Source organism: Allobosea sp., from assembly GCF_051860145.1.
Classification (GTDB): domain Bacteria; phylum Pseudomonadota; class Alphaproteobacteria; order Rhizobiales; family Beijerinckiaceae; genus Allobosea.
Genome location: NZ_JBHYEM010000007.1, coordinates 193,662 through 212,318 on the forward strand (window position 1 = coordinate 193,662; position 18,657 = coordinate 212,318).

Consider the following 18,657-nt stretch of genomic DNA (forward strand, 5'->3'; position numbering starts at 1 on the left):
AATTCTTGCCGGGCTCATGGTGAACGAGTGGTTAAACCGGGCAGAAAAATTGCGCCCGGAACCTTTCGATGAACAGATGGTTATCGATCTGCCGTGTTGTGGCCTTATTCAGTCGCCCAACTTGGCGCGGGTCGACAAGACTGGTTCTTTAGCCAGGATTATTTGGAGGAATTTCGTGGATAGACGTTCTTTTATGATGAGCCTTTTCGGCGGCCTTGCCGCGGCCGGGTTGGGCGGCACGGCGATCGCCCAGGCCGCCACGCGCAAGCCGGGCCTGGCTCCGGCGATGCCGGCCTCCGGCGAGCTCGATGCGGCCACCAAGGCCGCGCTCGATCAGGCCGATGCCGATTTCAACCAGGTCGTGATTCGTGAGCGCACCGTCGTGCGCCGGCCCCGCCCTGTGGTCCACCGCCGTCCGGTCGTGGTCCGTGAGCGCGTCGTCGTCCGCCGTCCGCGTCCGTTGCCCCGCCGCCGCGTGGTGGTCCGCCGCCGCGTGATCGTGCGCTGAGGCACGAACCGTTCCGGAAAGGCGGCGTTTGCGAACGCCGCCTTTCCTTTTTTCGGGCCGTTCCCCTTGCGGCCACCCAGAGCCTTGAAGAGGGAGCGCCATGACGCCGCCCCAAGCGGCCCCACCCGAGGTCATCATCACCGATATCCCCGTCCGGCTCGACCGTTTGCCGTGGTCCGGGTTTCATACGCTCGTCGTCGTCGCGCTCGGCGTCACCTGGATTCTCGACGGCCTGGAAGTGACCCTCGCCGGCTCGATATCGGGCGCCCTCAAGGAAAGCCCGACGCTGCGCTTCACCAACACCGAGATCGGGCTGGCCGGCGCGGCCTATATCGCCGGCGCCGTGCTCGGAGCCCTGTTCTTCGGCTGGCTGACCGACCGGCTCGGCCGCAAGAAGCTCTTCACGATCACCGTTCTGGTCTATCTCAGCGCCACCGCCGCGACCGCCTTCTCGTGGAATGTCACGAGCTTCCTGATCTTCCGCTTCTTCACCGGCATGGGCATTGGCGGTGAATACACCGCGATCAATTCGACCATCCAGGAACTGGTGCCGGCGCGCGTCCGCGGCTGGGTCGATCTCGTCATCAACGGCTCCTTCTGGGTCGGCGCGGCGCTCGGCGCCATCGGCGCGATCATCCTGCTCGACCCTGCGATCATCGACCCAGAGCTCGGCTGGCGGCTCGCCTTCTTCACCGGCTCGGCGCTAGGCCTGATCATCCTCGTGCTGCGGCGCTGGATTCCCGAGAGCCCGCGCTGGCTGATCAGCCATGGCCGGGCCGACGAGGCCGCGAAGATCGTCGCCCGCATCGAGGCGCAGGCCGGCGTCACCTATCACGTCGACGAGGGCCTCCCGCAGATGCGGCTGCGGCCGCGCGCGGCGACCCCGCTCGGCGAGGTCTTCCACTCGCTGTTCGTGACGCATCGCCCGCGCGCGCTCGTCGGCCTGACGCTGATGGTCTCGCAGGCCTTCTTCTACAACGCGATCTTCTTCACCTACGCCCTGATCCTCACCGATTTCTACCAGGTGCCGTCGCAGATGATCGGCTGGTTCATCCTGCCCTTCGCCGCCGGAAATTTCCTTGGCCCCCTCATCCTCGGCCGCCTCTTCGACACGCTGGGCCGGCGCGTCATGATTGCCGCGACCTATGCGATATCCGCGCTCCTGCTCGCCGGCACCGGCTATCTCTTCGCGCAGGACGCCGTCACCGCAACCCAGCTCACCATGTGCTGGAGCGTGGTCTTCTTCTTCGCCTCCGCCGCCGCGAGCTCGGCCTATCTCACGGTGAGCGAAACCTTCCCGGTCGAGATGCGCGCGCTCGCCATCGCCGTGTTCTACGCGATCGGCACCGGCGCGGGCGGAATCGCCGGCCCCTGGCTGTTCGGCGCGCTGATCGACACCGGCTCGCGCGGCAGCGTCTTCGGCGGCTATCTGCTTGGCGCCGCGCTGATGCTGATCGCCGCGATCGTCGCGGCGCTCTACGCCGTGAGGGCGGAACGGCGCGCGCTGGAGGAGGTGGCGCGACCGCTCAACGCGGCCGATTGAAGCTCTTGCTATCCGTTTTAGCCATAAGCCGAGAATTCCGATGGATTGAAACAAAATCGCCGTAAAATGCGTTATTGTCACAGGCCGTTTAGCGCTCCGTCCCGACGGCGCGAGAACGTGGTCGAAACCATGTCCGGAGGACGCCGTGGATAGACGTTCATTCATCATGACCCTGATCGGTGGCATGGCCGCTGCCAGCCTAGGCGGCGTCGCCGTCGCAGAGGCTGCCCAGCCCAAGCCTGCACCGACACCAGAGCCCGCCAAGGGCAATGAAGCCCTCGCGGCCGATAAGGCCGAGGCGCTGGACAAGGCCGACGCCGAATTCAGCCAGTACTATTATTATCGCCGTCGGCCGCGCTATTTCTACGGCCCGCGCTACTACCGGCCGCGCTATTATCGGCCGCGCTACTACTACCGGCCGCGGCCCTACTATTACCGCCCGTATCGCCGGCGCTATTGGTAATATCCCGACGCCGGGTCAGGCTGCGCTGACGCGGGCCTGACCCGGCTCCGCCACGGCGATGCCGGCGGAGCTGTATTCCCCAAGCTTGTTGCGCAAGGTGCGGATCGAGATCCCCAGGATCTTGGCCGCATGGGTGCGGTTGCCCAGGCAATGGTCGAGCGTGTCCAGGATCAGGTCGCGCTCGACATCGGCCACGGTCCGGCCGACGAGCCCGCGCGTCACCGCCTCGGCCGTCTGCGCCACGCGCGCGGCCATGTCCCGCCCTGCCGCCGGCCCCAGCGTCTCGCCCTCGGGCGTCACCATCGCATCGACGCCGATATCGGACCCCTGCGCCAGCAGGACCGCGCGGTGCACCGTGTTCTCGAGCTCGCGCACATTGCCGCGCCACGCATTGCCGAGCAGGGCCTTGCGCGCCTCGGCCGCGATCGGCCGCAACGGCAAGCCGTTGAGCTCGGCGTATTTCTTGGCGAAATGATCGGCCAGCGCCAGGATGTCGCCCGGCCGCTCGCGCAGCGCCGGCAAGCGCAGATGCACGACGTTCAGGCGGTAGAACAGATCCTCGCGGAACGAACCCTCGCGCACCGCCTCGCCGAGATTGCGGTTCGAGGTCGCGATGATGCGCAGGTCGACCTTCACCGGCTGGGTGCCGCCGACGCGGTCGATCATCCGTTCCTGCAAAGCGCGCAGCAGCTTGGCCTGCAGGCGCACATCCATCTCGGAAATCTCGTCGAGCAGGAGCGTGCCGCCATGCGCCTCCTCGAACTTGCCGATGCGCCGGGCGATCGCGCCGGTGAAGGCGCCCTTCTCGTGGCCGAACAGCTCCGATTCGAGCAGGTTGTCGGGGATGGCGGCGCAGTTCACCGCGACGAAGGGCTTGTCCTTGCGCAGGGATTTCTGGTGCAGGTGCCGCGCGATCACCTCCTTGCCGGTGCCGCTCTCGCCCGTCACCAGGACCGGCGCCTCGGAACGCGCGATCTGCCCGGCGAGCTGGACCACGCGCTCCATCGCCGGATCGCGCCAGATCAGGCTGGTCTGGTCGGCTGCCACGGCCTCCAGCACCGCTGCGATCAGCTCCGGATCGGGCGGCAGCGGCACATATTCGCGGGCCCCGGCCTGGATCGCGGCTACCGCCGCGCGTGCATCCGTGGAGGTACCGCAGGCGACGATCGGCGTGCGGATGCGCTCGGCCTCCAGCGCCGCGACGAATTGCGCGATCGGCTGGGCGACGTCGATCATCAGGAGATCGGCGCCCTTGGCGCGCAGCACGGCAAGCGTCTGGTCGAGGCCTTCGGTATGGGTCACGGCCGCGCCATGCGACATGGCGATCCTGGCCGCCGCGATGATCTGTCCCTTGAGACCGCCGACGATGATGAGGCGCATGGCTCAGGCCTTTCCGAATGAATGCGTGACGGGCTGGACGCGGCTCACCGGTCGGCCTTGATGATTTCGGTCATGGTCACGCCGAGGCGATCCTCGACGACGACGACCTCCCCGCGCGCGACCAGCCGCTCGTTGACGAAGATGTCGATCGCCTCGCCGACGCGCCGGTCGAGTTCGAGCACCGTGCCCGGCGCGATCTGGAGCAGGTCGCCGACCGCGATCCGCGACGAGCCGAGCACCGCCGAGACCGTGACGGGCACGTCGAAGACCTGTTCGAGGTCCTCCGCCGTCTTCACCGGCACCGGCCCCGAACGGGCCACCGAGGCCGAGTTATGGTCGAAAGAGAGGTCGGCTGGGTTCAGCGGTGGCAGGTTGAGGTCGTTTTCCTGGCTCATGCCGGGCCTCCCTCGCTGGGGTTGAATTGATTGGAATGGCCGAAGACGCTGCGGACGGCCTGTTCGACGAGCTGCTCGATCCGGGTGCTGTCGATGACCATGCCGCCATCGGCCCACTCGACGCGGCCGTCGCCCGGCGCGATATCCGGCTGGCCGAGCACGACGAGCCGGCCGGCGAAGCCGACCTCCCGCGCCGGCCCCGCCAGCATCTGCTCCACCGCCTCGACGGCGCTTTCATTGACCCGCACGACCAGATGCGGAGCCAGCCGCGCATGGCCGAGGCATTCGCGCACCGCGCGCTCGATCTGGGCGAGCGGCCGCTCGGCCACCGCGGCGCGCGCCAGCCCCTGTGCGGTGACGATGGCGACACGAGCCGCCTGTTCCTCGATCGCGGCGGCGCGCCTGTCCTCCTCGGCGAGCAGGCGTTCGGTCGCCTGCACGAGATGGCCGAGAAGGCCGTTCAGCTGCGTCTCGGCTTCGCGCCGGCCCTGATCCTGCCCGGCCTTGAAGCCCTCGGCGCGCGCAGCCGCAAGGTCCGCGTCGCCGACGGCGCGTCGGCCGCCTTCGCGGAAATCGGTGCCGAACATGAATTTCTTGGCGGTGCTCATCGTCAATAGACCAGCTCGTCCTCGGCATTGCCCTTGGACAGGACGATCTCGCCCTTGTCCGCCAGATCCTTGGTCAGGGTGACCATCTTCATCTGGGCCTCATCGACTTCCTTCAGCCGCAACGGGCCGAGGCTCTGCATGTCGTCCTGCATGTTCTTGGCGGCGCGCTGCGACATGGCGCCGAAGAAGAAGGCCCGCATGTCCTCGCCGGCGCCCTTGAGCGCCCGGGTCAGCACGTCCTTGTCGACCTGCCGCATCAGGGTCTGCAGCCCGGCCGGGTCGAGCTTGGCGAGATCCTCGAAGGTGAACATCAGCGCGCGGATGCGGGTGGCCGAATCCTGGTTGGATTCGTCGAGCGCCGACAGGAAGCGGATCTCGGTCTGCCGGTCGAAGCCGTTGAAGATCTCGGCCATCATCTCGTGCGGGTCGCGCCGGCGGGTCTGGGTCAGGGTCGCGACGAATTCGGAGCGCAAGGTGTTCTCGATATGGTCGAGCGCCTCCTTCTGCACCGATTCCATGCGGAGCATCCGGCCGACCACCTCGATCGACAGCTCGTTGGGCAGGTTGCGCAGCACGTTCGCCGAATGCTCCGGCCGGATCCGGGAGAGGATCACGGCGATGGTCTGCGGATATTCGTTCTTGAGAAAGTTCGCGAGCACCACCGCATCGATATTGCCGAGCTTCTGCCACATGTTGCGCCCGGCCGGCCCGCGGATCTCCTCCATGATCAGCGCGACCTGGTCCGACGGCAGGATCTTCTCGAGCAGCGAGATGGTGCGGTCGAACGATCCCGTGATCGCGCCGGCGCTCGACAGCTTGCTGACGAAATCCAGCATCAGCCGCTCGACCATGTCCGAATCGACCGTGCCGAGCTCGGCCATCGCGCGGGTGATGATCCGGATCTCCTCGTCGTCGAACTCCTGCCAGATGGAGCGGCCATGGTCCTCGCCGAGCACGAGCAGGATCACGGCGGCGCGCTGCGGCCCGGTGAGGCCGGCATAGGTCATCGGCACCTGATCGGTGTCGTAGTCGCGTCCCTCCTGCCCGGAGTTGCGCGTCGCGATGGAACGGGTCGCGGCCATGGCTCAGAGACCCGTCATGCCGGTGCTTTCTCGTGGATCCAGCCGCGCAGCACGGCGACCGAATCGGCCGGGTTCTGCGTGACCATGGCGCCGATCTTCTCGACCGACTGCGCCTTGAGCTGGCCCTTGATCTGCGCGATCGCCAGCATCCGCTCCGAGGGCGCCTCCACTTCCACCATCGGCGGCTCGCTGCTGCCGGCCGCGATCGCGCGCGGGCTGGCGGGATCGCCGGTGCCCTCGTCCTGGATCACCGCCACGCCATTGCGCATGAAGGACGGCATCGGCCGCACCGCACGGTCGCTCGCCAGCACCTGCTTGAGCAGCGGACGCACGACCACCATCAGCACGATCAGCGTCAGCAGCGAGATCACCGCCATTTCGGCGAACCGCACCATGTCTTCCCTGGTGAAGGAGGTCAGCCGCTGCATCAGCGTCTGCTCGTTCAGCTCCTCGACCGGCGCAGGCGCATCGGCGAAGCGCAGGTTGACGACCTCGACCTTGTCGCCGCGCGCCTGATCGAAGCCGACCGCGGTGCGCACGAGCTGCGTGATCCGCTCCAGCTCCTCCTGGCTGCGTGGCTGATAGCCGACCTCGCCGGCCTGGCCGCCCTGCGGGCGGTTATAGGTTCCGTCGACCAGCACCGCGACCGAGAGCTTCTTGACGCGGCCGCCTTCCAGGACCTCGGTGCGGGTCGTGCGCGAGATCTCGTAGTTCACGACCTCCTCGTTCTTGGCCGAGCTGTCGCGCTGCGCCGGATTGGCCGGATTCTGCTGCGCGCCGGGCAATTCGTTGCCGACGGTGACGGCGCCGTTCTGCGCCTCGTTGGTGGTGGCGCTCTCCGTCCGGTTCTGGCTCGAGCGGATGACCTTGCTCTCAGGATCGAAGGTCTCGGAGCGGCTCTCGATGCGGTTGCTGTCGAGCAAGGCCGAGACCTGCACGCGTGCGCGGCCATGCCCGACGATGCTGGCGACGATGTCCTCGATCTGGGTCTTGATCCGCTTCTCGATCGCGATCTGGCGCTCGTCGAGCCCGATTCCGACCAGCCCCTGCTCGCCCTGGGCGCCGTCGGCGAGCAGACGGCCGCGCTCGTCGACGATCGAGACGCGCTCCGGCTTGAGGCCGTCCACGGCCGAGGCCACGAGATGACGCACCGCCCGGACCTGGGCCGGGTCGAGCTCGCCGGCGAGCTTCAGCGCGATCGAGGCCCGCGGCGCTTCGCGGTCGCGCTCGAACAGCCGCTTCTCGGGGATGACGAGATGGACGCGGGCCGCCTGGACCCGGCTGATCGAGCGGATCGTCCGGGACAGCTCGCCCTCGAGCGCCCGCAAATGGTTGATGTTCTGGACGAAGCTGGTCGACGAGAAGGCATCGCCCTTGTCGAAGATCTCGTAGCCGACACCACCGCCCGACGGGATGCCCTTGCCCGCCAGGTCGAGCCGCAGGCGCGGCACGTCGGTCTTGGCGACCAGCACGGTCTGCCCGTCGCTGCGCAGCTCGTACTTGATGCCGCGCGTGTCGAGATCCTTCAGGATCGCGTTGACGTCCTGGCTGGAGAGATCGGAGAACAGCACGCTCATCGCCGGCTGGGACATCCGCAGCATCACGAAGCCGAAGAAGCCGACGAGCGCCAGCGTGACGGCCAGCATCGCCGCCAGCCGCGCCGCCCCGAATCTGGTGAATTGCTCGACGAGTCCGTTCACGCCGCCATCCGTTCCACAAAGCTTCAGCGGCCACGCGCGCAACGCGGCTCACTAGGCAAGTTTTTCCCGGTGCATGGTTAGCAAGCGGTTAATTTCCGGTGCGGCGCGGTAAAGAATACTGGGGCGTGGCCTCGGTGCCGACCCCGCTCCGCCGCCGGCTTTGTAGCTTCGGCGCACGCAAGCCCGGTTTCCTCCCGCCCCGGTTATCGTCTAGACAGCACACGACGACGGAGGAGAACCGGGTGGCGGGCAAAGGCGAGCATCACGAGTTCCGCGCCGGACATGGTCCGGTCGAGGGCTCGAGCGACCGGTCCTTCGGACTGGTCTTCGCCGGCCTGTTCGCTCTGCTCGGGCTCTATAACGCCTGGCATCACGGGCGGGCCTGGCCCTGGCTCGCCGGGCTCGCATTGGCGTTCCTGCTCGTCGCTCTGGTGCGCGCCGCACTGCTCGCGCCGCTGAACAAGCTCTGGACCCGCTTCGGACTGCTGCTCGCCAGCATCGTCAACCCGATCGTGCTGGGCCTGCTGTTCTTCGTCGTCTTCACGCCGATCGGCCTGCTCGCGCGGCTGCTGGGCAAGGATTTCCTGGCGCTGCGCCGCAAGCCGCAGGCGCAAAGCTATTGGATTGCCCGGACCCCGCCCGGACCGGAGCCCGCCTCGATGAAGGACCAGTTCTGATGTCGTTCCTGAAGGAGTTCTTCCGATTCATGAAGGCCCGGAGGAAGTTCTGGCTGACCCCGATCCTGCTGATCAGCCTGCTGTTCGGCGGCCTCTTGGTGCTGACCCATGGCAGCGCCGTGGCGCCCTTCGTCTACACGCTGTTCTAGCCGGTCCCGCATGCGCGTCCTGGGAATCTCGGGCCTTTATCATGACAGCGCCGCCGCGCTCGTCGTCGACGGCGTGATCGCGGCCGCGGCGCAGGAGGAGCGCTTCACGCGGAAGAAGCACGACGCCGACTTTCCGCACAAGGCGGTCGAGTACTGCCTCTCGGTCGCCGGCTGCGGCCTCGAAGAGCTCGATTCAGTCGTCTTCTACGACAAGCCCTTCATCAAGTTCGAGCGCCTGCTCGAGACCTATCTCTCCTTCGCGCCGCGCGGCTTCACCTCGTTCCGCATGGCGATGCCGCTCTGGCTGCGCGAAAAGCTGTTCCAGAAGCATCTGATCGCCAAGGACCTGCGCAAGATCGCGCCCGGCTTCGACACGGAGAAGCTGCTCTTCACCGAGCACCATCTCTCGCATGCGGCCTCCGCCTTCTATCCCTCGCCTTTCGATGAGGCCGCGGTCCTGACCATGGACGGCGTCGGCGAATGGGCGACGATGACGCTGGCGGTCGGCAAGGGCAGCGACCTCAAGATCCACAAGGAGCTGCATTTCCCGCATTCGCTCGGGCTGCTCTATTCGGCGGTGACCTATTATATCGGCTTCAAGGTCAATTCCGGCGAGTACAAGGTCATGGGGCTGGCCCCCTATGGCGAGCCGCGCTACGCCGCCCTGATGCTCGACAAGCTCGTCGACCTGAAGCCGGATGGCAGCTTCCATCTCGACCAGAGCTATTTCAACTACGCTACCGGACTGACCATGACGAACGAGCGCTTCGCCGCGCTGTTCGGCCAGCCGGTGCGTGCGCCCGAGCAACTGCTGACCCAGTTCCACATGGACATGGCGGCCTCGATCCAGGCCGTCACCGAGGAGATCGTGCTGCGCCTCGCCCGCGCCGTGCGGGTGGAGACCGGGCAAAAGAACCTCTGCCTCGCCGGCGGCGTCGCGCTGAACTGCGTCGCCAACGGCAAGCTGCTGCGCGAAAATGTCTTCGACGGGCTCTGGATCCAGCCGGCGGCCGGCGATGCCGGCGGCGCGCTCGGCGCGGCGCTCGCCGGCTACCACCTCTTCGCCGGCCGGCCGCGCCCCGCCCGGAGCACAGGCGGCGACGCCATGCAAGGCGCCTATCTCGGCCCCTGCTTCACCCAGGCCGAGATCGAGGCCGAACTCACCGCAGCGGGCGCCCGTTTCGAGGTCCTCGACGACGAGGCCCTGATCGAGGCCACCGCAGCCGGCCTGGCGGAGGGCAAGGCCGTGGGCTGGATGCAGGGCCGCATGGAGTTCGGCCCGCGCGCGCTCGGCGGACGCTCGATCCTCGGCGATCCGCGCTCGCCACAGATGCAGAAGATGCTCAATCTCAAGGTCAAGTACCGCGAGAGCTTCCGGCCCTTCGCGCCCTCGGTGCTGCGCGAGGACGTCGCCTACTGGTTCGAGATCGACGCGGATTCGCCTTATATGCTGCTGGTCGCGGACGTCCGGAAGGAACTCCGCCGCGAGATGACCGAGGCCGAGAAGGCCCTGTTCGGCATCGACAAGCTGAATGTGCCGCGCTCGCAAATTCCGGCCGTCACCCATGTCGACTATTCGGCGCGGATCCAGACGGTGCATCAGGACACCAATCCGCGCTACCACGCGCTGATCAGCCGCTTCAAGGCGCTGACGGGCTGTCCGGTCCTGGTCAATACCAGCTTCAACGTGCGCGGCGAGCCGATCGTCTGCAACGCGACCGACGCCTTCCGCTGCTTCATGGGCTCCGAGATCGAGCTGCTCGTGGCCGGCAACTGCATCCTGCGCAAGGAAGAGCAGGACCAGAGCCTGAAGCGCGACTACAAGGAAGCTTTCGAGCTCGACTGAAACGCGAAAGGCGCGCCCTGCGGCGCGCCTTTCGTTGAAAGCAGCGATTGCCGCGTCGGCGCGGCTACTGGCGATAATGCTGGATGCGGGTGGTGCGCAGCCCCGCGAGGCCGTGCTGGTCGATCGACATCTGCCAGCTCAGGAATTCATCGACCGTCAGCGTGTAGCGCTGGCAGGCTTCCTCGAGGCTGAGCAGCCCGCCGCGCACCGCGGCAACCACCTCGGCCTTGCGCCGGATGACCCAGCGGCGCGTATTCATCGGCGGCAGATCGGCGATCGTCAGCGGACTTCCGTCCGGTCCGATCACGTACTTCACCCGCGGTCGCAAAGGCTCGGTCATGGTACACTCACACAACTCAACAGACCTAGTTGAGTTGACCATAAGCCCGGCGCTTTAAGAATTGCCTAAAGCGAAAGGGCCAAAGCCGGAGGATGTCTTCCAGGCCCCGGTCTCCACTTCGCGCGCCTCACGCATCAGGTGCGCACCACCGACTTGATATTGCTGATCGGCACGGTGATTCCGCCGATCTTCAGCCCCGGCACGGAACCCGAGAAATCGACGCCGTCGACCACGCCGCTGATCAGCGTCTTGGCCGTCATCGCCTGCCCGGTGCTGTCCACCGCATCGACGGTGATGGTGTAGGCGCCCTCCGGCGCCGCAGCGCCCGTCGAGGTCTTGCCGTCCCATTTATAGCTCTGGTCGCCGGCGACGAGGCTCGTCGTCGCCGTCCGCACGATGCTGCCATTGGCATCCTTGATGGTGATCGTCGCGGCGCCGCCGCGCGGGACGTTGATCTTCCATTCGGCCGCGCCCTCGGTCAGCTTCGTGGTCGCGCCGTCGGCCGTGATGGTCGAGCCGATGAAGCCGACCGCGCTGGTCGCCATCTGCGCCGAGTTCAGGCTGAGCAGCGTGCTCAGCGTCTCGTTGGTCTTGAGCTGCTGCTCGACGCCGGCGAATTGCACGAGCTGGGCGGTGAACTGGTTGGTGTCGAGCGGGTCGAGCGGGCTCTGGTTCTTGAGCTGCGTCGTCAGCAGCGTCAGGAACTGGTCGAAATTATTGGCGATCGAGCTCGACTGGCCGGTGACGGTCGAGTTCGTGCCATTGGTGGCGGTGCTCGACGAGGTGTTCGAGACGGTCATGATCCGTGGCCCTCTTCAGATGCTGAGATCGACGCCGCCGAGCCTGACCAGGCGGCGTACGGGCGCAGGCTGCGCCGGAATGGCTGTGTCCTCGCCGCTGTCGGACGCGGTCGTCGGCAGGGCGCGGCGTGACGCCTCGTCCTCGTGCCGGTTCTGCCGGAAGCCCGATTGATCGGCCGGATCGCGCAGCGTGATGTCGACGCCGCCATCGGCCGCCTTGAGGCCGGCCTGCTCGAAGGCCCGCTCCAGCGTGCGCGCATCGCGCTGGAGCAGGTGCAAGGTCTCGACGCGGTCGACCACCAGCCGGGCGCTGACCTCGCCCTTCTCGGAAATCTCGAGATTGACGTCGACGCGCCCGAGCTCGGCCGGGTCGAGCCGGATGTCGAAGCGCTTGCTGCCGGCGAGCGCGCGCAGGCCGATCTCGATCGGCACGACGTGAAGCGGGGTCGGCTGGCCGTCGGCCATGCCGCGCTGATGCGCCGTGGCCGGCGATTGCGCCCCGGCGGCTGCCTGCTCCAGGTCCGGCTGGCCAGGCAGCGCCTCCGGCCTGCCGCCACGCGGCTGGGCCAGCGCCGAAAGGTCGATCGGCGCCAGGACCTGCTGCAGGGCTTCGAGCGGCTTGAAATCGTCGGGTGCGGCCGCTCCCGTAGCCGAGGGGGTCGCCGCCACGGCAGCGTCCTTGGCCATGCCCGCGACAGCGGGATCGGGCTTCGCGCCCGGCTTGGCGTTTTTATCGGTTTCGGGCACGGCAATAGCGCTGGCATCTGCCGGCAGCGGCAGCGCGGTGGCAGCGACCGCAGATTTTTCGCCGCCCGCCGGCACGCTCTTGACCGGGGCCGCCACCGCCATGCCGATCGCGGCCTTCGCGGCGGGCACAGGATCGACGGCCTCGGTGACGATCGTCGCAGCGACAACGATTGGCGGAGGCGCAGCCGGAACCGCCGCGGGTGCGGGCGCAGTGCCGGGGGTGGTGGCGTCGACGGTCGCCGCGGCCTCGCCGTTCGGGACCGGCTCCTTCGCCTCCGCGGACTCCGGCTTGTCCTTGGCCTCGGCATCCTTGGCCGGCCCCTGCGCCGCCACGGCGATGGCGAAGAGCGTGGCGGCATCTTGCTTCGGGGTTGTCTGCTCGGGCTTCGCCTCGGCCGGAGGCGAAGCAACGGTGCCGATTCCGGGAGCCGGAGTAGCTTGCGTCACAACGACCGGCACGGCAGGCGCATTCTTCGATGCTTGCGCCTTGCCGGGCTCGGCCGGCTGCCCGCCAGCCTCGGTCTTTGCGGTGCCGGCGGCTGCCCCCTTGTCCTCTCCGGCATCCCCCGGCAGGCTGAACGGCGCGGCCTCGCCGCCCGCCTCCCGCTCCGCGGCACGGCGGCGCGACGCCGGCTCCGGACTGGGCGTCGAGGTCGAGGACGATACGGCTGACATCAGGCGATCCATGGTGAGGCGCAAGGCACGCCCGGCTACGCGGCCAGCAAGTCCCGCGCCAGACCGACGCCATCATCATTTCAATGGCTTAGCTTGCCGAGCGGCGTTCGCCATCGGCAAGAAGAACCCTCGTGCCGACGGCAGGTCGGCATGATTTGCCGATCGCTCTCTGGTCGCAACCTGTCAAAACCGATATAGAGCCGCCACATAGAGCGCTCCGCCCAGGACAAGACCGCAACCGCCATGACTGCCGCCCGCAACTCCCTCGACCTCGCCAAGCCGCCCGCGGCGACGCGCGTCGTCGCGGCGATGTCGGGTGGTGTCGATTCCTCGGTGGTCGCAGCCATGCTCAAGCGCGAGGGCTACGACGTCGTCGGCGTGACCTTGCAGCTCTATGACCACGGCGCCGCGGTGCACCGGGCCGGCGCCTGCTGCGCGGGCCAGGACATCCACGACGCCAGGCGCGTCGCCGAGACGATCGGGATCCCGCATTACGTGCTGGATTATGAAAGCCGCTTCCGCGACGCGGTGATCGAGCGTTTCGCCGAGAGCTATCTCGCTGGCGAGACGCCCATCCCCTGCGTCGAGTGCAACCGCACCGTCAAGTTCCGCGACCTGCTCGGCCTCGCGCGCGAGCTCGGCGCCGATGCGCTCGCCACCGGCCACTATGTTGCGAGCCGCCCGCTGGAGAATGGCCATCGCGGCCTCTTCCGCGCTGCCGACGAAGCGCGCGACCAGAGCTATTTCCTCTATGCGACGACCCAGGAGCAGCTCGACCTGCTGCGCTTTCCACTTGGCGAGATCGACAAGGCAAAAACCCGCGCGCTCGCGGCCGAACTCGGCCTCGCCATCGCCGACAAGCCGGACAGCCAGGATATCTGCTTCGTGCCGAACGGCCGCTATGCCGATGTGATCGAGCGGCTGAAGCCCGGCGCCTCCCGCCCCGGCGACATCGTTCATCTCGACGGGCGCGTGCTCGGCCGCCACGAGGGCGTGCTGCGCTACACCGTCGGACAGCGCAAAGGGCTGGGGATCAGCACCGCCGAGCCGCTCTATGTGCTCCGGCTCGATGCCGACGCGGCGCGCGTGATCGTCGGCCCGCGCGAGGCGCTCGGCGTGCGCGAGGTCCGGCTGCGCGACCTGAACTGGCTCGGCGATACCGCGCTCGACGCCTTGCCGGCGGAGGGGCTGGACATCGCCGTGCGCGTGCGCTCGACGCGTGCGCCACGCGAGGCCCGGCTGCTGCGCGACGAGGCCGGCCTCAAGGTGGTGCTCGCCGGCGAAGAGGAAGGCGTCTCGCCCGGACAGGCCTGCGTGATCTACGACCGGGCCGAGCCCGGCGCCCGCGTCCTCGGCGGCGGCACCATCATCTCGCCCGCGACGCGAATGATGGCACCCGGCCCGGATCTGGCGCTCGCGACCTCCTGACGCCACCGCCGACAGCCGCCTGCCCTTCCCAGCCAATCCTGACACGACAGAGCTGCCCGATGCCCGTCACCTATGACCTGGAAGGCCAGAAGCGGGTCTATGCCACCTGGGCCAAGTTCTATGACCGGATCTACGTGCGCCTGCTCGCCCGCGCGCAGCGCGAGGCGGTGGCGGCGGCCTGCGCCTGCGGCCCCGACATCCTCGAGATCGGCGTCGGGACCGGCCTGACCCTGCCCTATTTCACGCCCGGCAGCCGCGTGCTCGGCGCGGATCTCTCTCTCGACATGCTCAAGGTCGCAAGCCGCAAGGTCGCGGCCCAGAAGCTCGGCCATGTCCGCGGCCTGATGGTGATGGATGCCTGCCGGCTCGGCTTTGCCGACGAGCGTTTCGATGCGGTGACGGCGCAGTTCGTCATCACCCTGGTGCCGGACCCGGAGCAGGCGCTCGCCGAGATGGACCGCGTGCTGAAACCCGGCGGCGAGATCATCATCTCGAGCCGGCTCGTCGATGATGATGCCATCACGGCTCCGCTCTGGGCCATGCTGGCCCCGCTCGCCAAGGCAGTCGGGTGGAGCACGGATTTCAAGGTCCGCCGCCTGACGGACTGGGCCGCGAGCACGAACCGCTACGACACGGTCCATGTCGGCAAGGGCTATTTCAAGGTCGTGAGACTGCGGAAACGCCCGGACGCGGCTTGACACCGGCCGGGCGCGAACCGATCAGCGACGCCTGCCCGCAGTGGTCCCGTCCGACGCGAACCCGAAGCAGCCCATCTGCGCCAGATTGCTGCCGTCGTTCCGGTCGGCCATCGTCTGGCAGAAACGCAGCCTGCCGCAGTATTCGGCGACGGTCGCCTGTCCCTGCCCCATGATGCCGGATGGGTAGCGATAGGCGCATTCCTGCGCGGCCTCGGCAGCGCGGGCTGGCGCTCCTCCGCCAAGCAGCACGGCAGCGAACGCCGTCGCGGCGAGCGTTGCGAGAAAAGCCGGGCGGCTGGAGCCGCCGGCAGTATATATGATCGACGTCGTCATGGGAGCAATCTCCGGAACGCACCGAGTGGAATCTGATCCGCGACGACGCCTATCGTCATTCGCGTCAGTTCCAGCCCCGTCCTCGACGCACTACGAAGCTATGGAGCCGCATTCCGGCTTCAAGTCCGCAGGAATGCAGCCAGCGCATGGCAAACCCACCACGGACAGCAAGTCCGTCGTCATCTGCATGTCACGGTGCGAGGAGGAGCACGCAATCGACGGAGCAAGGCTTGACGGCAGCGGCGCCGGCCCCCTATACCGCGCCGTCCGTGACGGGACGCCGTGTTCGGCGCGCCGGTCCTTGGGGCGGGGTAGCTCAGCTGGTTAGAGCAGCGGAATCATAATCCGCGTGTCGGGGGTTCGAGTCCCTCTCCCGCTACCACCATTTCCTCCACTGTTGGCGCGCTTCGTACTCGCGCTTCCAGCTGCCGGAAAACAAGATATTCCCATGGGGAATGCTACCTTGAGTTAAGGAATTGCTTGTGGTCCGGCCAGTCACGGCCCGAAGGATTCTTGGCGAGTTCACATCCCCGTGATGAGTTAGCCTGAACCGATTCTTGCTGGGATTCGGACCTTCACCTTTGGAGGTACTCCCACGAAAAACCGAACCCATGCGATTACTCGCAGCGGTTGTTGTATACTATCAGATGGAAAATTTTACCAAGAACGGCACCAGAGTCTGGAGGCCCTCTAAAGTACAATCCCGATCGATGCAGGTTTTATTATGTCATGCGTTCATGACACAGCAATCGATTAATCTTGTTTAATGTTGAATGGCAACGACGAGCCATCAGAACCAGTACGATATTGATACAATAAGCTTTAAGTGCACCAAATTCTGAAAACAAACACAAATATATTGACCAAAGACAGAATCAAAACCATACAACATTAGGGTGCACGATTTCCTAATAGAATGTATCTAGAATTCCCTTTTGAATTATGTATTATTTCCCCTTGGTCCATCCAAGAACATATAGCGACGAAAAGATGCGGTTGGCCCATAGTTCTGTTGAGGAGGGGCATCGATGCGTGGCATCCCTACAGTATTAGTGGAGCAAAGCACACTATTTCGCGAAGGATTGTGCAAGCTGCTGGCGAAGAGAGGTTTCCTCGTGATAGCGATGGCCTCCAGCGTCGATGAACTCGACGCCGCAACTTTGCCAGACGTCGAAGCGGAACTCATCATCGTCGGCGCCAAGGACGACGATACCTGGCTTGAAAAGAACATCCGAGCGCTACGGACCCGTTTTCCCGACACGCAGATCGTTGTCCTCGCCGATCGATATAATCCCGATCAGGTCCATACCGCCTTCAGATTGTCGGCGCGTGGATATCTGATGAAGACCATCAGCAGCTCGACTTTGATCAAGTCGCTCGAACTGGTCATGCTAGGGGAAAGTATATTCCCTTCGGCCATCCTGACACGCATCGTCAACGATCACGGTCTGGACATCGAGATCGCCGACGAAATCGCTGCGGAAATTCCGCCGATATCCCATTCGTCACGCACCCTGTCCGCTCGCGAGATGCAGATTCTGCAATGCCTCGTCCGCGGGCAGTCCAACAAGATGATCGCCCGCAGCCTGGATATCGTCGAAGCGACCGTGAAGGTCCATATCAAGGCGATCCTGCGCAAGATCCAGGTCCAGAACCGGACCCAGGCCGCGATCTGGGCCATCAACCGCCTCGAGCCAGTCTCGCGGCCGATCAATGCCAGTGTCGCCGGCAAGGCGAACGGGATGTCGCTGTTGCCGTGACCTGATCACGGAGCGAGGTAGAGGCCTCGCAAGCTTTCGGCTATCGGCGTCCACGCCGATAGCCGCTGCCATGGTATGAGCGTTGCCGGCCATGCCGCTCCACATATCGGGCATGATCGCGGAAGCCTCCGCCAGGGCCGCCGCGATCGCCCCTGCCGAGAGATTGCGATCCCGGCGCCGGCCGAGGCGATAGGGATTAACCCGTTATTGACCGCACCACCTGCGCGGCAACCGCCTTGTCCGCTCCCGGGGGGCTCGGTATGAATTCCTCTCCCCAAACCATTGCAGCGATCCGGCGGCCCGAGAATGACGAATGCCTCACCGCAACGGGTCCTGCTGACCGGGGCCGCCGGCTTTGTCGGGTTCCATGTCACTGAGGCGCTTCTCGCGCAGGGGACCGCGGTGCTGGGGATCGACAGCCTCAACGCCTATTACGACCCCGCCCTGAAACAGGCGCGGCTCGACCGGCTGACACCGCGCAACGGCTTCTCCTTCGAACAGCTCGACATCGCCGATTATGACGCCCTGCAAGCTGCCTTTGCCCGGTTTCGTCCCGACGCGGTGATCCATCTCGCGGCCCAGGCCGGCGTGCGGTACTCGATCGAGCAGCCCCGCGCCTATTCCACCGCCAATCTCGACGGCTTCCTGTCCGTGCTGGAGGCCTGCCGGCATCATCCGGTCCGGCACCTGATCTATGCCTCGTCGAGTTCGGTCTACGGCGCCAATGCCAAGGTGCCGTTCAGCGAGCATGACAATGCCGACCACCCGGTCTCGCTCTATGCCGCGACCAAGCGGGCCAACGAGCTGATGGCGCATTCCTATGCCCATCTCTACGGCATTCCGGCGACGGGCCTGCGCTTCTTCACGGTCTATGGTCCCTGGGGCCGGCCGGACATGGCCTATTTCAAGTTCACCAAGGCCATCCTCGAAGGCCGGCCGATCGACGTCTATGCCGAGAGCGAGATGAGCCGGGACTTCACCTATATCGACGATGTCAGCGAGGCGATCGTCCGGCTCGTCGCCTGCCCGCCTGCCCCGTCTCCCGATTTCGATCCGTCGAAGCCCGATCCCGCCACGGCCGCCGCTCCCTGCCGGATCTACAATATCGGCAACCACACCCCGGTCAGGCTCGACCGCTTCATCTCGGTGATCGAGGAGGCCTGCGGCAGGCCCGCGATCAAGCGCCATTTGCCGATGCAGCCCGGCGATGTGGTCGCGACCTATGCCGATGTCAGCGCCTTGGCCGCCCGGGTCGGCTTCAGCCCCAGCACCTCGATCGAGGATGGTATCGCGCGTTTCGTCGCCTGGTACCGCGCCTTCTACGGCTGAGCCCGGCGATCGGGCCGTAGCCCGACCCCGGCGGCCGGGCGCGCAGCAAATCCGCTGAGCGCGCGCCATTTGCTTTGACTCGCTGCATTTGATGTGCAGTATGCAGCATACAAAAAAGCAGGCATCGTTACGTCACCGGCGCTGCGAAAAGCCTCAGAGGAAACCGCCAGGAGATCGCGATGACGTGCCCCGCCGC

At 66.3% G+C, this 18,657-nt stretch carries 19 protein-coding genes and 1 tRNA gene; 11 read left to right on the plus strand and 9 right to left on the minus strand.

Annotated elements, in window-relative coordinates:
* Positions 1–16: 16 nt before the first annotated feature.
* From ACTIF2_RS14565 to ACTIF2_RS14575, 3 genes are all read left to right on the plus strand, one after another.
* The gene (locus ACTIF2_RS14565) at positions 17–508 is read left to right on the plus strand and encodes a hypothetical protein (protein ID WP_439497804.1); all 492 of its coding nucleotides are present in this window, start codon (positions 17–19) and stop codon (positions 506–508) included.
* 100 nt (positions 509–608) lie between these two features.
* Positions 609–2,051, plus strand: a complete 1,443-nt coding sequence (locus ACTIF2_RS14570; protein ID WP_439497805.1) for an MFS transporter — start codon at positions 609–611, stop codon at positions 2,049–2,051.
* Between the two features lie 145 nt (positions 2,052–2,196).
* A complete protein-coding gene (locus tag ACTIF2_RS14575; RefSeq protein WP_439497806.1) occupies positions 2,197–2,514 on the plus strand; it encodes a hypothetical protein in 318 nt (105 codons plus the stop codon).
* A 15-nt stretch (positions 2,515–2,529) separates the two neighbouring features.
* On the opposite strand, the gene flbD is transcribed toward ACTIF2_RS14575, so the two are convergent.
* The 5 genes from flbD to fliF form a co-directional block, all read right to left on the minus strand.
* Positions 2,530–3,894 (minus strand): sigma-54-dependent transcriptional regulator FlbD, encoded by a 1,365-nt coding sequence (gene flbD / locus ACTIF2_RS14580; RefSeq protein ID WP_439497807.1) that lies wholly within the window; start codon positions 3,892–3,894, stop codon positions 2,530–2,532.
* A gap of 44 nt (positions 3,895–3,938) precedes the next feature.
* Positions 3,939–4,289, minus strand: a complete 351-nt coding sequence (gene fliN / locus ACTIF2_RS14585) for a flagellar motor switch protein FliN (RefSeq protein ID WP_439497808.1) — start codon at positions 4,287–4,289, stop codon at positions 3,939–3,941.
* Complete coding sequence (locus ACTIF2_RS14590) at positions 4,286–4,903, minus strand: FliH/SctL family protein (RefSeq protein ID WP_439497809.1); 618 nt, start codon at positions 4,901–4,903, stop codon at positions 4,286–4,288. Before ACTIF2_RS14590 ends, fliN begins: the two co-directional genes overlap by 4 nt.
* Positions 4,900–5,904 (minus strand): flagellar motor switch protein FliG, encoded by a 1,005-nt coding sequence (gene fliG, locus ACTIF2_RS14595; protein WP_439497863.1) that lies wholly within the window; start codon positions 5,902–5,904, stop codon positions 4,900–4,902. The genes ACTIF2_RS14590 and fliG overlap by 4 nt, the downstream gene beginning before the upstream one ends.
* 89 nt (positions 5,905–5,993) lie before the next feature.
* Positions 5,994–7,679: a flagellar basal-body MS-ring/collar protein FliF gene (gene fliF / locus ACTIF2_RS14600; protein ID WP_439497810.1), complete on the minus strand. Its 1,686-nt coding sequence runs from the start codon at positions 7,677–7,679 to the stop codon at positions 5,994–5,996.
* A 242-nt stretch (positions 7,680–7,921) separates the two neighbouring features.
* On the opposite strand from fliF, the gene ACTIF2_RS14605 reads away from it, so the two are divergent.
* From ACTIF2_RS14605 to ACTIF2_RS14615, 3 genes are read left to right on the plus strand one after another with little or no spacing between them, the layout of a single operon-like run.
* Complete coding sequence (locus ACTIF2_RS14605) at positions 7,922–8,356, plus strand: hypothetical protein (RefSeq protein ID WP_439497811.1); 435 nt, start codon at positions 7,922–7,924, stop codon at positions 8,354–8,356.
* On the plus strand, positions 8,356–8,505 hold the full coding sequence (locus ACTIF2_RS14610) for a DUF5989 family protein (protein ID WP_439497812.1): 150 nt from the start codon (positions 8,356–8,358) through the stop codon (positions 8,503–8,505). The genes ACTIF2_RS14605 and ACTIF2_RS14610 overlap by 1 nt, the downstream gene beginning before the upstream one ends.
* A gap of 10 nt (positions 8,506–8,515) precedes the next feature.
* Positions 8,516–10,351 carry a carbamoyltransferase family protein gene (locus ACTIF2_RS14615; protein ID WP_439497813.1) on the plus strand — a complete coding sequence of 612 codons (1,836 nt, stop codon included), beginning with the start codon at positions 8,516–8,518 and terminating at the stop codon, positions 10,349–10,351.
* Positions 10,352–10,415: 64 nt separating this feature from the next.
* On the opposite strand, the gene sciP is transcribed toward ACTIF2_RS14615, so the two are convergent.
* The 3 genes from sciP to ACTIF2_RS14630 form a co-directional block, all read right to left on the minus strand.
* Positions 10,416–10,691: a CtrA inhibitor SciP gene (gene sciP / locus ACTIF2_RS14620; RefSeq protein ID WP_038359348.1), complete on the minus strand. Its 276-nt coding sequence runs from the start codon at positions 10,689–10,691 to the stop codon at positions 10,416–10,418.
* 134 nt (positions 10,692–10,825) lie between these two features.
* Complete coding sequence (locus ACTIF2_RS14625) at positions 10,826–11,491, minus strand: flagellar hook assembly protein FlgD (protein ID WP_439497814.1); 666 nt, start codon at positions 11,489–11,491, stop codon at positions 10,826–10,828.
* Positions 11,492–11,506: 15 nt separating this feature from the next.
* Positions 11,507–12,913 carry a flagellar hook-length control protein FliK gene (locus tag ACTIF2_RS14630; RefSeq protein WP_439497815.1) on the minus strand — a complete coding sequence of 469 codons (1,407 nt, stop codon included), beginning with the start codon at positions 12,911–12,913 and terminating at the stop codon, positions 11,507–11,509.
* A 243-nt stretch (positions 12,914–13,156) separates the two neighbouring features.
* Here ACTIF2_RS14630 and mnmA point away from each other — a divergent pair, with 243 nt between their 5' ends.
* Positions 13,157–14,341, plus strand: a complete 1,185-nt coding sequence (gene mnmA / locus ACTIF2_RS14635; protein ID WP_439497816.1) for a tRNA 2-thiouridine(34) synthase MnmA — start codon at positions 13,157–13,159, stop codon at positions 14,339–14,341.
* 59 nt (positions 14,342–14,400) lie between these two features.
* Positions 14,401–15,039, plus strand: a complete 639-nt coding sequence (locus ACTIF2_RS14640) for a class I SAM-dependent methyltransferase (protein ID WP_439497817.1) — start codon at positions 14,401–14,403, stop codon at positions 15,037–15,039.
* Positions 15,040–15,060: 21 nt separating this feature from the next.
* On the opposite strand, the gene ACTIF2_RS14645 is transcribed toward ACTIF2_RS14640, so the two are convergent.
* A complete protein-coding gene (locus tag ACTIF2_RS14645; RefSeq protein WP_439497818.1) occupies positions 15,061–15,372 on the minus strand; it encodes a hypothetical protein in 312 nt (103 codons plus the stop codon).
* Between the two features lie 305 nt (positions 15,373–15,677).
* On the opposite strand from ACTIF2_RS14645, the gene ACTIF2_RS14650 reads away from it, so the two are divergent.
* The 3 genes from ACTIF2_RS14650 to ACTIF2_RS14660 all read left to right on the plus strand — a co-directional run bounded on the left by ACTIF2_RS14650 (position 15,678) and on the right by ACTIF2_RS14660 (position 18,461).
* Positions 15,678–15,754, plus strand: a tRNA-Met gene (locus ACTIF2_RS14650).
* Positions 15,755–16,400: 646 nt separating this feature from the next.
* Positions 16,401–17,132: a LuxR C-terminal-related transcriptional regulator gene (locus ACTIF2_RS14655; RefSeq protein ID WP_439497819.1), complete on the plus strand. Its 732-nt coding sequence runs from the start codon at positions 16,401–16,403 to the stop codon at positions 17,130–17,132.
* Between the two features lie 306 nt (positions 17,133–17,438).
* Complete coding sequence (locus tag ACTIF2_RS14660) at positions 17,439–18,461, plus strand: NAD-dependent epimerase (RefSeq protein ID WP_439497820.1); 1,023 nt, start codon at positions 17,439–17,441, stop codon at positions 18,459–18,461.
* Positions 18,462–18,657: the final 196 nt, after the last annotated feature.